Genomic DNA, 15,884 nt, shown 5'->3' with positions numbered 1-15,884 from the left:
AATAAGAGGGGACATCGTCGTTCGGTGACGCGTATGAATGGCGGGGAACGCCCAAATGCCGTTATATGACGCTCCGTGGCAAGGACGGCCGGCTGGGAACAAACGCGGCATTGGAATTTCGACGATTGTCGGATGACGACTGGGGGCAGATGCCCTCGGTTCGTGTTTTCGGGATTGATTCATGGTTTTGCCAATGGAAAAGAAATTTATCCAATAATGAAAATGATTATCAATTTATGTGTATACTAAGAGCGTGGATTTCCTCAGAGAGGGGAATGCAACGGTAGAAAGACGACGAACAATGAACGATACAAGCATGACCGGCAGCGACAGGACCAAGGCAATTGCGTCGAATCGGTTCAGGCGCGGGATGACCATGCTGGCGGCTGCCGCAACGGCGGCGATCATGACCATCGGTTTGGCGGCGTGCGGCGGTGCGGGGACGTCCGGCGGCGGGTCATCCGAGAAGATCGCGGTGGTGGCGAGCATCAACCAGTGGGGTTCCGTGGCTGAGGCGCTGGGAGGCGACAAGGTCGATGTGAAGTCGATCATGGCGAGCACGAACGTGGAGGCCCACGACTACGAGCCGACGACATCCGACGTCGCCGCGTTCGCCAAGGCGCAGGTCGCCGTCGTGAACGGCGCCGACTACGATTCATGGGCGTCCAAGGCCACGGAAGGCACCAAGGCCGACGTGGTGAACGCCGCCGAGACCGACGGTATCAAGGAAGGCGACAATCCCCACGTCTGGTTCTCCCATGATGTGCGCGAGAAGACCGCCGATGCCATCACCGCAGCCTACGAGAAGGCCATGCCCGACCAGAAGGACTACTTCGAACAGCGGCACAAGGCATGGGAGGCCCAGGAGCAGAAGGTCGAGGACAAGATCAAGGCGGCCGAATCCAAGACCAAGGGCGTGCCGTACGCCGCCAGCGAGTCCGTGGCATGGTACCTCGCCGACGACCTCGGCATGACCGACGCCACCACCAGCGGCTACAAGAACGCCAGCGCCAACGAAAGCGAGCCCTCGCCCGCCGACATCAAGCAGTTCTCCGACGCGCTGAAGGCCGGAAAGATGAAGGTATTCGTGCTCAACACGCAGGAATCGAACGACACCACCGAGCATCTGGAGGCTGCCGCGGCGGAAGGCGATGTGCCCGTGGTGAAGCTCACCGAGCAGATGCCGAAGGAGTACACGAACCTCACCGATTGGATGAGCGCGCTGGTCGACGACTTCACCGGTGCCGTGAAGTGAGTGAAAGTATAAGAATACCCATTGGCTTCCCTTGCTGAGGGGAGCCAATGGCGTGAGTCGACTGGGGGAGTGGCACCTCGGGTACTCAACTCCCCTCAGACCGCCTGCGGCGGCCAGCTCCCCTCAGCGAGGGGAGCCAATACATATCTCGTATCTCGGAAAGCTGCCCTTACCGCCCCAGCTGCTGGGCGTTCTCGATGAGCGCGTTCTTCAGATCGCCTTCGAGCTGACGCATCTTCACCTCGGCGGCGGCGCGGCTGGCCTTGCCCTCCTTCTGGATCTGCACGGTCTCGCGCAGCGTGGCGATGAGTTCGGAATTCACCTTCTCCAGCGTTTCGATGTCGACCACGGAACGCTGGTTCGCCTTCTCCGCGTCCACGGCACCCTGATGCAGAGCACGGGCGTTGGCCTGGATAAGCTTGTTGGTCACGTCGTCGGTCTTCTTCTGCAGGTCGAGCGCCTGACGCTGGTTCTCTAGGCCGAGCGCGATGACCATCTGGCTCTTCCACACCGGAATCGTGGTGGAGATGGTGGTGTCGATCTTGTCGCACACCATCTGGTCGGCGTTCTGGATGATCTTGATCTGCGGCGCGGTCTGCAGGCAGATCACGCTTACGCGGTCGAGGTCGTCGAGCCGCTTGGCGAAGCGTTCCAGCTTGGCCTTGAAGTCGGAGAGGATCTGCGCCTGCATCGGGTCCTGCGACGCGGCGGCCTCCTGCTCGAGCTTTGGCAGCTGGTTCGCGTTGAAGTCCGCCAGCGCCTTCTTGCCGGCGAGCACGGTGATTTTCAGGTCGCGGTACTGCTCGGCGTTGCGGTCATACATGGTGTTGAACATCGAGATGTCGGAGACGAGCTGGCTCTGCGCGCCCTCCAGCTTGGCGACGATGTCGTCGATCTGCGTGGAGACCTTCTCGTAGCGGCGGCGCAGCTTGTTGATGTTCACGGCGATCGTGCCGAGGATCGGTACCTTCTTGATGCCGCTCAGCTCCGCCTCGTCCACGGTGACGAGCAGACCCTGCAGCAGCTCGCCCGCCTGGCCGGCGTCCTTCGAACGCGTCTTGGCGAGGATGTCGTCGGCGAACGTGGACGTAGCGCGTTGCACGTCCTTGCCGTATGCGGATTCGATGCCGGCCTTGGTCAGGTCGAGCGAGCCGGCCAGCTGCGTCACCTTCGCCTGATCCGCCGGATTGAGCTTCGCGATCTGCTGGTCGGGCGTGGCGTCGGCGGCCAGCGCCTGGTCCCCGGACGGTGCGGCGAGGTCCACGGCACTGGTCTGCGAGCCTCCCGCGAGGTCGCTGAGAGAGATTTCCTTCATGGTTCATTGTCCTTTCGAGAGCGTGGTGATGATCGCCTGCATGGCGTCGTTGCTGGGCAGTTCGGAGACGGCGGTGACCTGGTCCACGGTGCCGGGCACCTTGAACCGCTTGATGCCGTCGGTGCCGGTGAAGTTCGCCGAACGGAACCCATGCCGCTGCCAGGCGAGTTTCTGCATGTCGTCGCTCTTGAGGAGCGTCAGCAGCTTGCGGCCCTTGTCGTCAAGCGGGATGAGCATATGCGTGGACCATACCGTCGGCGTCGGGTAGACGATGACGATGTCGTCCTTCACCTGGTTCCATGCGTCGGGCTGGTTGGCGGCCACGTCGAGCACCTGGCTCTCATAGCCGATCATCATGGGTTTCGATCCGACGCCAAGCGTGAGGAACTGGTTGAAGCTGTCCTCCGAACTCGTCTCCATCCAACCGGATTTCGAGAATATGGACTGCAGGGTGGCTTGGTCGCGTTGCACGGACTGCACGGTCGCGGGCTGCCCGCCGTTCAATACCGTGGCCACCAGGGCCGCGTACTCGTTGCCGGAGTTCGACTTCACCGGGTCGGTCGAGTCGATGCGGAACTGCCCGTAGCCGCCCGACCAGCCGACCTGGGCCCACGTCTTGTTGGTCTTCAGCGCGTCGACGGCCTTGGCCATGTCCATATGGTAGACGCCGTCGGTCTTGCTCATCATGCCGGTCTTCACCAGGCCGTCGGCCACCTGCTTGTGCGTGTAGATGACGATGGGGGAGTTGAACACGATGTCGGCGCCCGACGTGTCGATCTTCTTCGACTTGCCGTATTCGACGGCGACCTTGGACGACGGGAAGAGATAGTCCATGCCGTTGTTGTCGGCATCCATCATGGACAGCGAGCCGGCCTTGCGGTAGTCGATCTTCAGGCCGTTCTTCGCGGCGAGGTCCTTGAACTGCTGGTCCTCGAACAGCGTGATCTTCTCGCCGCCGAGATAGCCGGTCACGCTTTCGGTCTTCACGGGCTTGGGGGCGGTGCTGGCCTTCCAGTTGCGCAGCACGGTGACGCCGCCGAGCACGAGCACCACCACGAGCAGCGCGGCGAGACCGATGATCTTCGATTTCGAAAGTTTCACGACCTGACTCCTTTCTGAGCCGTTCCATCGTCGGCGGGAACGTCCGCGGCCGGCGAAGGTGCCGTCGGCGTTTCCGCCGCGCCGGCTCCGGATGCCGGCGATGGTCCGGACGCCGGCAGCGGCCCGGGCGTTCCCGCCGGCACGTTCATCGGTCCGTTCGCCGGCCGGTCGTACGGGATCGGCGACGTATATGTCGATGCGGGGCGCCGGCCGTTCCGCTGGGACCGCGCCTGTGCATCGCCCGGCAAGGTGTCATGCGCCGTCTCCACGCTGTAGCCGTCCATGCTGGCCAACCGCGCGATGGCCTCCGAATCGGCGGACAGGGCCAGCGTCTTCGCCTCCACGGCGTGCGAGAGCTCGCCGGCGGCGGTCTGCTCGAGCACCTGCATGGCGTTGATGGTGTCGATGCGTGCCTTCGCTATCTGGTCGCGGGCGCCGGAACGCTCCACCTCCACATAGCCCTGCAGCAGGTTCTGCGTCTGGTCGCCATACACGTTGATGAAATGCCGCAGCGTCTCGTACGAACGGGGATTGTCCTCGACGAACGCCGTGAGCGCCTTCGTGGCCACGACGATGTCGTTGACCTCCTTGCGTACGGCAGGGTCGCGCACCTGGGACATCAGGCCGCTGATGGCGTTCATGCGCGCGTTGGCCATGTCGATGGCCTCCACGGCCTTCTGCCCGTTGGGCACGGCCGATGCAAGCACCTTGCCGAGTTTGCGTTCCGGCTGGGTGAGGTACGAGACGCCGATGTATCCGCCGGCGGCCACGACCACCGCGCCGACGAGACCGACGATGCCGCCGCCCGCCACCCAGAACGTGAGGGCGGCGAGCCCGAGTCCGGCGAGGAAGCTGATGATGGTGCTGATCATCCGTTGAATCCCTTCACCTGGCGGAAGATGGAAGCCAGGTCCTCGGATCGTCCGTCGAACACCTTCGCGTTGGAGAGCTTGGCGAGTTCGTTGAGCTGGGCGGGATCGGCCTGGCCGAACATGATGGAGAACACGGGCACGTCGTGGCCGGAGGCCTTGTACTGCTTGGTGAACGCGTCCTTGTTGCCGGTCTGCGAGACGCCGTCGGTCATCAGAACGATGGCCGTGGTGTAGTCGCCGGTGTTCTTCGGCAGGTTCTGCAGGGCCTTCTCCAGACCGTCGTAGATGTCGGTGCCGCCGATGGTGTCGGTCGCCTGGCCGCGCTGCAGAATGGCGGTCGTGTCGGCGCCGGTCGACTTGGTCGGCTCCTGCGCGTCGCCGGAGAACGGGATGAGGATGTTCACATCGTTCTTGCCGGCCTCAAGATGCGACTGCCTGGCCTGCGTCTGGTCGAGCGCGGCGTTGAGTCCGCGCACGACGCCGTCCTTGCCGTCGCCCTGCATGGAACCGGAGTAGTCGACCACCCATACCGTCCAGCTGGGCTTGCGCAGGCTCGACTGGTAGACGTTCAGCGATTCGTCGATGACGTCGGCCGCCGGCAGCGGAATGGTCTTCAAGGCGTCGGCCCCGGTGTTGATGCCCCATTCGCTGCGGAACGCATCCTTGACCTTGGCATCGTTCTTGTAGGTGAGCACGCCCGCGAGGCCGGTGCGACGGCCGGCGCGCTCGAACAGCAGCTTCGCGTCCTTGGACTTCAGGGCCTTGGCGAAGGAGTCGTAGGCGTCGTTGAGGTTCTGTCCGCGGTCGACATAGCCGAGCGGGGAGTCGGAGACGGCGATGCCGTCCGAGGGGTATACAGCCAGCAGCGGGTCCTTGCCCTTTTGGGTCAGGACCTTGTCGGCCTGGATGACGAGGCTTTCGTAGTTGACCATGGCGTTGAACCGGTCGGGATTGGCCACGACCATGTCCTTGAGCCAGTCGGACGAGCCGGACGAACGGTCCACGCCGGACAGCAGCGTGTGCACGTTGGCCTGCACGTTCGCATTGTCGAGATCGGCCTTGGTGAGGGCCTGGTTCTTGCCGGCGATGGCGGTGAGGAACGCGAGGTAGGCGCTGGCGCCGGAGTTCGACTGCGTGGCGCTGGTCATGGAGAACGTGAGTTTCTTCGCCTTCACCGCGTCGATGACGTCCTGCGTCTTCACGGCTTTGGTGGTGCCGTCGCCGTTGGCCCAGCCGAGCTGCTGCGCCTTGGACTTGGCGATGCCGAACACGATGGGCGTGGTGGAGGTGCTCTGCTGGTCCTTGACGATATGCTTGGTGTCGCCCATGGTGATCCACATGCTCGACGCCGGCCAGACGGCGTCGTATGATTTGCCGCCGTTCTTCAGCACGTTCATGATGTCGAGCGATCCCATGTAGTCGATGGTCACGCCGATCTTGGAGTCGTCGACCGCGCGCTGGATGGCCGCGGACACCTCCTTGTTCTCCGAGCCGGAGGCGATCTTCAATGTGGCCGTGGCATTGCCGTCAGCCGGCTTGTAGGTTTCGGTCTTGCCGTTGTTCGAGACCGTTGGCTTGGCCGACGATGTCGGGTCGGTCTGCGACGTGTCGCCGGACGATGTGCCACCGCCGTTCTTCTGGGAATCCGTACCGCCCGCGCATCCGGCGAGCATCATCACCATTGCGAGAACCGCGGCTATGGCCGCGACCGTCCAGGTTTTCATCGACGAATGCACTGCCCTGAACATCTCATCTCCTGTTATTCGAGTCCCCTCGTCGCCGGTCGTCATGTATCGAATATCCCCCGAAACGACGAAGAGACATGTATCCGTATACTTCATTGTCGTCCGGCGGTGTTGCCGGACGTGGATTGGAGTATGAACGCAAAGTGAACAGCAGGTGATGTTTGCGGCGCCCGGTGATGTGATGACGGAGCGTCATCGTCGTTGCGGAGGATTCGACGTACTGTTGTACGCCTTCGTCCTGCCGTGTCTTGATGCCGCACGCGTCATCGCACCACCGACGGGTGGGCGGGCATGACGGAGCGCCATCGGTTTTGTGGGGGATCCGGCCACTACGCAAAAGCCCCCTCTGACGAGGGGGCTGGGCACGCTCACTGAAGGGAAATAACGTGTGTGGCCGCAAGGCGTGGGAGATGAAGGTGCGCTCAGTACATCGAATCTCCCATAATGCCGCGGACACTCCGTTATTTCACTTCAGCGCTTTTGCGCCGATGTCGTGGCGATAGAACAGACCGGTCGTATCGAGCGAGTCGATGATCGCGTAGACCTTGTCCTGAGCGGCCTGCAGGGTGTCGGCAGTGGTTTCGACGAGGAGCACACGGCCGGAGTTGGCGATGAGCTGGTCGCCGTTCTCGCCGGTGGTGGTGACGCCGGCGTAGTAGACGTGGGAGTCGGCGTCCACGGCGATGTCGGGGACCTTGGCGCCCTTGATGACGTTGACGGGGTAGCCGTCGGAGGCGAGGACGACGCCGAGGGTGGAGCGCTGCTCGTCCCAGGTGAACGTCGGGGTTTCGCCGTTGAGGATGGCCCAGATGCCGGCGCCGAGGTCGGAGGTGAGCTTGGGGAGCACGACCTCGGTCTCGGGGTCGCCGAAGCGGGCGTTGAACTCGATGACCTTGGGGCCGTCGGCGGTGGCGATGAGGCCGGCGTAGAGGATGCCGGTGAAGGGGGTGCCTTCATCCACCATGGCCTTGGTGACGGGCTTGACGATGGTTTCGACGGCCTGGTCGACGACGGACTGGGCGATCTGCGGGACGGGGCTGTAGGCGCCCATGCCGCCGGTGTTGGGGCCTTCGTCGTTGTCGTAGGCGCGCTTGTGGTCCTGGGAGATCGGCATGGTCCAGAACTCCTCGCCGCGCACGAAGCTCATGAGGGAGAACTCCTGGCCTTCGAGGAACTCCTCGATGACGACGGAGGCGCCGGCCGCGCCGAAACGATGGTCGACGAAGATCTCCTCGAGGGCCTCGATGGCCTCGACCTCGGTCATGGCGACGGTGACGCCCTTGCCGGCGGCGAGTCCGTCGGCCTTGATGACGATGGGGGCGCCGTGCTCCTTGACGTAGTCGACGGCCGGTTCGAGGCTTTCGAACGTGGCGTAGGCGGCGGTCGGCACGTCGTGACGCTGCATGAGCTCCTTGGCGAACGTCTTGGAGCCCTCGATCTGGGCGGCCTTCTTGTTGGGGCCGAACGCCTTGACGCCGGCTGCCTCGTAGTCGTCGACGAGTCCTTCGATGAGCGGGACCTCGGGTCCGATGAACACCCAGTCGATGTCGTTCTGCACGGCGAAGTCGATGAGCGCGGCGTGGTTCTCCTCGCTCAGCTGCACGATGTGGATGCCGTCGGCGCTCATGCCGGGGTTGCCGGGGGCGACGAACACCTCGTCGACGGTGTCGCCCTTGAGCAGGGTGTGGGCGATGGTGTGCTCGCGGGCGCCGGAGCCGATGACCAGTACTTTCTGACCCATGATGTCAAGTCCTTTCAATCAGTTCAGTGCGTTTGTTCGATTGATGCGTATTGCCGTTGCTGCGTAATCGAATCGTACGAGTGGCGAATCAGTCGTGCAGCGTGATCTGGTTGCCGTCGGCGGATTCGACGATGGAGCCGAGCACGTAGGCGGCCTCGTCATGCTCCTTGAGGATGGCGAGCGCCTCGTCGGCGCGGTCCTTGGAGACGGCGAGCACCATGCCGATGCCCATGTTGAAGATGTTGTACATCTCCTTGTGGTCGATCTCGCCGGCCTTCTCGAGCACGTCGAAGATCGGCAGGACGGGCCAGGTGCCGAGCTTGATGTCGGCGGCGAGGCCGTCGGGGATCATGCGCGGGATGTTCTCGATGAAGCCGCCGCCGGTGATGTGGGCGACGCCCTTGACGACGCCGGCCGCGAACAGGGGCTTGAGGGTCTTCACGTAGATCTTGGTGGGGGTGAGCAGCACGTCGCCGAGCTTGGCGCCGCCGAGTTCGGGAAGTTCGGTGTCGACGGTGTAGCCGGCCTGGTCGAACAGGGCGCGGCGCACGAGGGAGAAGCCGTTGGAGTGGACGCCGGAGCTGGGCAGGCCGATGAGCACGTCGCCGGCGGTGATGGTGGAGCCGTCGACGATGGCGGACTTTTCGGCCACGCCGACGGTGAAGCCGGCGAGATCGTACTCGTCCTCGTCGTACATGCCGGGCATCTCGGCGGTCTCGCCGCCGATGAGGCCGGCCTCGGCCTGCACGCAGCCGTCGGCCACGCCGGCGACGACCTGCTCGAGCAGGGCCGGGTCGTTCTTGCCGCAGGCGATGTAGTCGAGGAAGAAGAGCGGCTGGCCGCCCTGGGCGGCGATGTCGTTGACGCACATGGCCACGCAGTCGATGCCGATGGTGTCGTGCTTGTTCGCCATCTTGGCGACGACGAGCTTGGTGCCGACGCCGTCGGTGCCGGAGATCAGCACCGGCTCCTTGTAGCCGAGCGAGGCGAGGTCGAACAGGCCGCCGAAGCCGCCGATGCCGCCGACGACGCCGGGACGGTTGGTGCGGGCGACGTGGGACTTGATGCGCTTGACGACCTCGTAGCCGGCCTCGACGCTGACTCCTGCCTTTTCATACGCTTCGGGCATGATGGTCCTTTCGTGAATGTCGATGTGCGTCGGTGTGTCGGCCGACGCGTCGGATGTGTCTATCGAACTTGTGTCTATCGAACTTGTGTCTATCGAACTTGTGTCTATCGAATATCGAACTGTTGCGGATGGTTGAAATCGTCCGTCGGGCCGCCGGCCGTTGGAGCGGCTGCCCGACGGACGGACCGTCAGGCCTTGGCCCCGGCCTGCTGGCAGGAGTATTCGTTGCCTACGTACTTGCTCTTGTAGAGCGCGAACTCGGGCAGGCGCTTGCGGTCCTCCGGGGTGAGCGACTTGAGGAAGTCCTGCTCGTAGTCCTCGAGGGCGGTCGGGTAGTCGCCGTTGAAGTAGGCGACGCACAGGCCGCCGTACGGGGCGTCCTCGTGCAGACCGATGCATTCGACGAGGCCGTCGAGCGACAGGAAGGAAAGGGAGTCGGCGCCGATGTATTCGCGGATCTCCTCCACGCTCTTCTTGCCGGCGATGAGCTCCTTGGTGGTGGAGATGTCGATGCCGTAGAAGCACGGGTACTTCAGCGGCGGCGAGCTGATGCGCATGTGCACCTCGGCGGCGCCGGCCTCCTTGAGCAGCTGCACGATGCGCTTGGACGTGGTGCCGCGCACGATGGAGTCGTCGATGACGACGACGCGCTTGCCCTTGACCACGCCGCGAACGGCGGAGAGCTTCATGCGCACGCCCTGCTCGCGCAGCTCCTGCGTGGGCTGGATGAAGGTTCGTGCCACGTACTGGTTCTTGATGAGGCCCATCTCGTTGGGCAGGCCGGCCTCCTCCGCGTAGCCCGAGGCCGCGGAGAGCGAGGAGTTCGGCACGCCGATGACCATGTCGGCGTCGACCGGGGACTCCTGGGCGAGGCGTGCGCCCATGCGCTTGCGGGCGGAGTGCACGTTGACGCCGTAGATGTTGGAGTCGGGGCGGGCGAAGTAGATGAACTCCATGGAGCAGATGGAAAGCTGCGTGTGGTCGGTGTAGGTGTCGATGGTGTAGCCGTCGTCGTTGATGACGATGACCTCGCCCGGGCGGATGTCCCGCACGAGTTCGGCGCCGACGATGTCGAGCGCGCAGGTCTCGGAGGCGAGCACATAGGCGCCGTTCTTCATGCGGCCGAGGGACAGCGGGCGGAAGCCGTTCGGGTCGAGCGCACCGATCATGGCGTCCTCGGTCATGAGCAGGTAGGCGAATCCGCCGTGCACCTTGCGCAGCGACTCCTTGAGCTTGTCCATGAAGGTCGGCTGGTCGGAGCGGCGGATGAGGTGCATGAGCACCTCGGTGTCGGAGTTGGAGTGGAAGATCGCGCCCTCGTCCTCGAGATGACGGCGCAGCGTGCGGCAGTTGGTGAGATTGCCGTTGTGGCACAGGGCCATGTCGCCGTCGTGGAAGCGGAAGATGAACGGCTGGATGTTGTCGGTGGAGCCGGAGCCGGCCGTGGCGTAGCGCACGTGGCCGATGGCCTTGTCGCCGGCAAGACGGGTGATTTCGCGTTCGTCGCCGAACACTTGGGTGAGTAGGCCCAGACCACGGTGGCCGATGAGGTGGCCGTTATCGTTCGAGACGATGCCGGCGCCCTCCTGGCCGCGGTGCTGCAGGGCGTGAAGACCGAAATAGGTGAGACGTGCCGCATCCGGATGACCCCAGACGCCGAAAACGCCGCATTCCTCGTGAATTTCTTCCAGTTCGGCGGACAAGCCACTCGCTCCTTCATATAGAGTTAACGCAGGATTCAATCGCTCCCACGTTACCAACCGCGCACTACAACCGACGCCCCGTCGTGGCGCTGAACGACACGGCGTTTATTCGAACATATGTTCGAGATATGATAGTCTCGAAAACGGTATTCGAACATTTGTTTGTTTGTCTTGATGATGAAGGCTCGGGCTTGGCAGGGGGTGAGGAGGGATTGCGCGACCGGACGTACATCGCCATCGACTTGAAGTCGTTCTATGCGTCGGCGGAATGCGTGGAACGCGGCCTCGACCCGCTGAACACGCATCTGGTGGTGGCTGATGCGAGCCGCACGGAGAAGACCATCTGTCTCGCGGTCTCGCCGTCGCTCAAGGCATACGGCATTCCCGGTCGGCCCAGGCTTTTCGAGGTGGTGCAGAAGGTACGGCAGGTCAACGCCGAACGGCGTCTTCGCGCGCCCGGCCGGCGGTTCATGGGGGAGTCGTATCTGGCATCGGAACTGGCGGAGAACCCACGTCTGGCACTGACGTATGTCGTGGCGAAGCCGCGGATGGCGATGTATCTCGAATGCAGCGCGCAGATATACGGCATCTATCTCAAATACGCCGCCGCCGAGGACATCCACGTGTATTCCGTGGACGAGGTGTTCATGGACGTCACGCGGTATCTGAAGTCCTGCGGCATGACTGCGCACCGGCTGGCCATGACCATCGTTCGAGACATCCTCGCGACCACGGGCATCACTGCCACGGCCGGCATCGGCACGAACTTGTATCTCGCCAAGGTCGCCATGGACATCGTCGCCAAGCACATGCCGGCCGACCGCGACGGCGTGCGCGTCGCCGAGCTCGACGAGATGTCGTACCGGCGGCTGCTGTGGGATCATAGGCCGCTCACCGACTTCTGGCGGGTCGGGCGCGGCTATGCGAAAAAACTCGAGGCCCACGGGCTCAACACCATGGGCGATGTCGCACGCTGCTCGCTCGGCGGTCCCACCGACTTCTACAACGAGAATCTGCTGTACCGGCTGTTCGGCGTGAACGCGGAACTACTCATCGACCACGCATGGGGATGGGAGCCGTGCACCATCGCCGACATCAAGGCGTACCGCCCCGAATCCAACAGCATGAGCATCGGACAGGTATTGCACGAGCCCTATGATTTCGCGCACGCCCGCATCATCGTCAAGGAGATGGCCGACCAGCTGGCGTTAGACATGGTCGAACGAAACGAGCGGACCGACTGCGTGTCGCTCATGGTCGGCTACGACATCGAGAACCTCGGCGGCAGGAAGGACGACTGCGGCATGGGGGAGGCGCCCCGGACCGATGCGTCGCACTATGCCGGCGTGGTTGACACGGACCATTACGGGAGGAAAATCCCGAAAGCCGCGCACGGCACGGAAACGTTGCCGTATACGTCATCCGCCCGCCGCATCGTCGACGCGGCCACGAGGATATACGACCGAGCCGTCGATCCGAACCTGACCGTCCGTCGCATCACCATCGTCGCCGGACGGCTCAAACCGGAGAAGAACGGGGAGGGAGCGGCCGTCGTGCAATCGGCCGGCGACCATTACGAACAGCCCGACCTGTTCACCGACTCGGAAGCCGAGGAACGTCGGCGGCGGGAGTCGGCGGTAGGGGAGCGGCGGGAGCATGACGTGCAGAAGACCCTGCTGGATATCAAACACCGGTTCGGCAGAAACGCCGTCATCAAAGGCATGAACCTCGAGGAAGGAGCCACCGGCATCGAGCGCAACAGCCAGATTGGCGGCCATGCCGCCTAAGCCAACGGAACCTCATGGAAAGGAGTCTCATGCCCCTCACCCCGACCCACCGATACGACGACATCATCGACAGGCCGCATCACCGGTCATCCACACGACCGCATATGCCATTGCGCAAACGCGCCGCGCAATTCATGCCGTTCGCCGCGCTCAGCGGCTACGACGCCATCATCATGGAGACGGCAAGGCAGACCCAACAGCGTGTGGAGCTCGGTGACGACGAACGTCAGGTGTTGGACGAACGGCTGCGGCACATCGTCGAACATGCGTCGGACCATCCGCAGGTCTCGGTGACGTTCTTCATGCCGGACCCCCGCAAGGACGGCGGCGTCTACGTCACCGTCGGCGACACGCTCCGCCGCATCGACACCGTGCACCGGCTGCTCATACTTGGCAACGGGCAGACCATCGCCCTGCAGGACATCGTGGACATCCATGAAATAGCGGCCAATAGATAACCGTTATAGCCTCCGCTGATCAATCCCATGCGGAACGCGACGCAAGAACGGTATATTCGGGCGTGATTGAATCAGTCAGGAGAAGACCATCACCATGCTTGCAGCCGATTCCAACGTCCGTTCATGTCCGGTGCCGTTCGCGCCGATTGCCGAATCGATACCGCCCAACGTGTTCGCCGTCACCGACCGGAAGGTCGCGAAGGCCGTCGCCTCGGGCGCGGACGTCATCGACCTCGCCAAGGGCAACCCCGACGCCTATCCGGCCGAATTCATCCGCGCCGTCGCCAAGAAGGCCGTCGACGATCCGGCCAACGCGCGATACACACCGTTCGACGGCAAGCCCGCGTTTCTCGAGGCCGCCGCCGAATGGTACCGCAACGTGCACGGCGTGGAACTCGACTGGCCTACGCAGCTGTTCGCCGTCGAAGGCGCGGTCGACGGGCTCGCCGGACTCTACGCCATCCTCATCGACCGCGGCGACGCCGTCGCGTTCGTCGACCCCTACTATCCCTCATACCACTGCATGGCCGTCATGCACGGTGCCGAGGAGATACTGCTGCCCGCGCTCGCCGACCATGGATTCCTGCCCGACCTGGACGCCGTGACCGCCGACACCTGGGACCGTGTGAAGATGCTGGTGCTCAACTATCCGAACAATCCCACCGGAGCCCAGGCGTCCCTTGAATTCCTGCGTCGCGCCGTCGAACTGGCGCGTGAGCATCGGTTCGTCATCGTGCACGACTACGCCTACACGGGCCTCGGCGTCGGCGGGCCGGATGCACAGCAGCACAGCATCCTCGAGATTCCCGGTGCGTTCGACGTGGCCGTCGAGGTGTGCTCACTGTCGAAGATGTACGCCATGGCCGGCTGGCGCGCCGGATTCGTGGCGGGCAACGAGGCCGTGGTCTCACGGCTCAAGCTCTACCACTATCAGATGGGCTCCATGATCACCGGCAGCATACAGGACGCCGGCATCGCGGCGCTGCTCTCCGACCAGTCATGCGTCGCCGAACTCGCCGAACGCTACGCCGCCCGTCGTCGCATCGTGGCCGAGGGACTGCGCGAGGCCGGACTCGACGTGTTCGACTCAGCCGGAGGCATCTACGTGTGGGCGCACGTGCCCCGTGACGGCGGCTGGAACGGTGAGCGCCTCGCCGACCACCTGCTCGACCACGCCGCCGTCGCCGTGCTGCCCGGCACCTGCTTCGGTCATGTCGGCGCCGACTACATTCGTCTGAGCCTGCTCAAATCCGAGCCCGAACTCGCCGAAGCCGTCCGCCGCATCCAGATTGCTTTGCGCTAGACGACGTGGATAGGTGAATCCAGACAGCCCTCCGACATTGTTGCAAACATGCCCATGTGTCTTATGGCTTGTAAGAATGTAAACTTCTTTATGAAGTTGCAACGGGGCACTTGCAGCCACATGACATGAGACGAGGGAGACGCCTGTGAGCATCATCGACGGCATCGGCAACATGGCGAAAGACGCCATCGACAATGCAGGCCAAGCGGCGAAGAACGCCGTCGATGGTGTCGGCAAGGCGGCCAAGGACGCCGTCAACGAGGTCGAAAAGGTCGCAGGGCAGGCTGGAGAATCGGTAAAGCAGGCCGGTAGCGATGCCGCGAATGCGATGAAAGACGTTGCCTCGAACGTGTCTGCACCGTCGTTGACCGAAGAGCAGATGTCCGAGATTCTGGACAAGTGCTATGCGGCCGCACTGAACGGCATCCCCAAGGTCAGCAAAAGCAGCGATGCCTTGGCGCAGGAGTACCTGGACCGGTATGATTCGCCGGAGAAGGCGGCCAGGATGTTCATCGCCAATCAGATCGCGAAATGCTCCACGTCCGGATTCGTCACCGGCTTCGGTGGATTCATCACCATGCCTGTGACCATACCGGCGAATATCACCAGCGTGATTTATGTGCAGATGCGCATGATCGCCGCGCTCGCCTATATGGGCGGATACGATCCGCACGACGACGAGGTGCAGACGCTGGCATATATGTGCCTTGTCGGCACATCCATCACGGATATCGTAAAGAAGACCGGCATAGAGGTCGCAAACAAGGTCACCATGGCCATGTTGAAGAAGCTTCCCGGACAGGTGCTGATGAACATCAACAAGAAGGTGGGCTTCCGGCTTCTCACCAAATTCGGTTCCAAGGGCGCCATCAATCTGGTGAAGGTCGTGCCGGTCGCCGGGGCGTTGGTCGGAGCCGGCATGGATTTCGCCGGTACGAAGATAATCGCGGACAAGGCCTACAACGTTTTCCTGCTGAACGACATCGACTGATTGATGTCGTCCGATCGGACCAATTCATTCATTAAGAGGTTTGTGGGTCTATTGCATACATAGGGACGTCGAAAAGGACTTCCTCATGTATGCAATAGCCCCACTTTGTGTTTTCGCGATTGGATAGACCCACAAACCTTGCCGTATGGAGGCATAGCAACTTGCCATGCAGGACGCATGACGTCAACGAGACGACCATTGCAACGAACAAGACGGGGCGCATGACCGGATGAACCGGCATACGCCCCATCCTATTCAGAATTCATTCGTCTGAGCCTGCTCAAATCCGAGCCCGAACTCGCCGAAGCCGTCCGCCGCATCAAAGCCGTGCTGCGATAGCGTGAATCCCGTGATTTACACGCGCAAATTGTCGCGAAGAGGGCCTTTCGGCGACAATTTGCGCGTGTAAACCTCGGATTTCGGCGATTTGGGCATGAAAAAACGGGGAACAGGCCGAATGAGCGGTCTGTTCCCCGTTTTGGTC

At 63.0% G+C, this 15,884-nt stretch carries 12 protein-coding genes; 5 read left to right on the top strand and 7 right to left on the bottom strand.

The window, feature by feature from the left end; all coding sequences use genetic code 11:
- Positions 1–370: 370 nt before the first annotated feature.
- Positions 371–1,255, top strand: coding sequence for a metal ABC transporter solute-binding protein, Zn/Mn family (locus GFD18_RS00685; protein WP_404801596.1), 885 nt, complete (start codon positions 371–373; stop codon positions 1,253–1,255).
- A 169-nt stretch (positions 1,256–1,424) separates the two neighbouring features.
- Here the strand turns inward: GFD18_RS00685 and GFD18_RS00680 are convergent, their stop codons facing one another.
- The 7 genes from GFD18_RS00680 to purF form a co-directional block, all read right to left on the bottom strand.
- Positions 1,425–2,570: a toxic anion resistance protein gene (locus GFD18_RS00680; protein ID WP_163200066.1), complete on the bottom strand. Its 1,146-nt coding sequence runs from the start codon at positions 2,568–2,570 to the stop codon at positions 1,425–1,427.
- Positions 2,571–2,573: 3 nt separating this feature from the next.
- Positions 2,574–3,671: a hypothetical protein gene (locus GFD18_RS10995; protein ID WP_225432827.1), complete on the bottom strand. Its 1,098-nt coding sequence runs from the start codon at positions 3,669–3,671 to the stop codon at positions 2,574–2,576.
- Complete coding sequence (locus tag GFD18_RS00670; protein ID WP_163200065.1) at positions 3,668–4,543, bottom strand: 5-bromo-4-chloroindolyl phosphate hydrolysis family protein; 876 nt, start codon at positions 4,541–4,543, stop codon at positions 3,668–3,670. Before GFD18_RS00670 ends, GFD18_RS10995 begins: the two co-directional genes overlap by 4 nt.
- Positions 4,540–6,291: a vWA domain-containing protein gene (locus GFD18_RS00665; protein ID WP_225432829.1), complete on the bottom strand. Its 1,752-nt coding sequence runs from the start codon at positions 6,289–6,291 to the stop codon at positions 4,540–4,542. The genes GFD18_RS00670 and GFD18_RS00665 overlap by 4 nt, the downstream gene beginning before the upstream one ends.
- A 463-nt stretch (positions 6,292–6,754) precedes the next feature.
- Positions 6,755–8,029 carry a phosphoribosylamine--glycine ligase gene (purD, locus tag GFD18_RS00660; protein ID WP_163200064.1) on the bottom strand — a complete coding sequence of 425 codons (1,275 nt, stop codon included), beginning with the start codon at positions 8,027–8,029 and terminating at the stop codon, positions 6,755–6,757.
- Between the two features lie 88 nt (positions 8,030–8,117).
- Positions 8,118–9,158, bottom strand: a complete 1,041-nt coding sequence (purM, locus tag GFD18_RS00655) for a phosphoribosylformylglycinamidine cyclo-ligase (protein ID WP_163200063.1) — start codon at positions 9,156–9,158, stop codon at positions 8,118–8,120.
- A 188-nt stretch (positions 9,159–9,346) separates the two neighbouring features.
- Positions 9,347–10,861, bottom strand: coding sequence for an amidophosphoribosyltransferase (gene purF, locus GFD18_RS00650; protein WP_163200062.1), 1,515 nt, complete (start codon positions 10,859–10,861; stop codon positions 9,347–9,349).
- Between the two features lie 128 nt (positions 10,862–10,989).
- On the opposite strand from purF, the gene GFD18_RS00645 reads away from it, so the two are divergent.
- The 4 genes from GFD18_RS00645 (at position 10,990) to GFD18_RS00630 (ending at position 15,400) form a co-directional block, all read left to right on the top strand.
- Positions 10,990–12,648 (top strand): Y-family DNA polymerase, encoded by a 1,659-nt coding sequence (locus GFD18_RS00645; RefSeq protein ID WP_163200061.1) that lies wholly within the window; start codon positions 10,990–10,992, stop codon positions 12,646–12,648.
- 29 nt (positions 12,649–12,677) lie between these two features.
- Complete coding sequence (locus GFD18_RS00640) at positions 12,678–13,106, top strand: hypothetical protein (protein WP_163200060.1); 429 nt, start codon at positions 12,678–12,680, stop codon at positions 13,104–13,106.
- Positions 13,107–13,200: 94 nt separating this feature from the next.
- On the top strand, positions 13,201–14,409 hold the full coding sequence (locus GFD18_RS00635; RefSeq protein WP_163200059.1) for a pyridoxal phosphate-dependent aminotransferase: 1,209 nt from the start codon (positions 13,201–13,203) through the stop codon (positions 14,407–14,409).
- Positions 14,410–14,554: 145 nt separating this feature from the next.
- Entirely contained in the window at positions 14,555–15,400 is an 846-nt protein-coding gene (locus tag GFD18_RS00630; RefSeq protein WP_204313996.1) for an EcsC family protein, read from the top strand.
- The last annotated feature ends 484 nt before the right edge of the window (positions 15,401–15,884 follow it).

Origin of the sequence: Bifidobacterium saimiriisciurei (assembly GCF_010667655.1) — a bacterium.
Lineage (GTDB): Bacteria > Actinomycetota > Actinomycetes > Actinomycetales > Bifidobacteriaceae > Galliscardovia > Galliscardovia saimiriisciurei.
The sequence above is the reverse complement of the archived record's forward strand: the minus strand, read 5'-3'. Positions and strand labels throughout refer to the sequence as shown.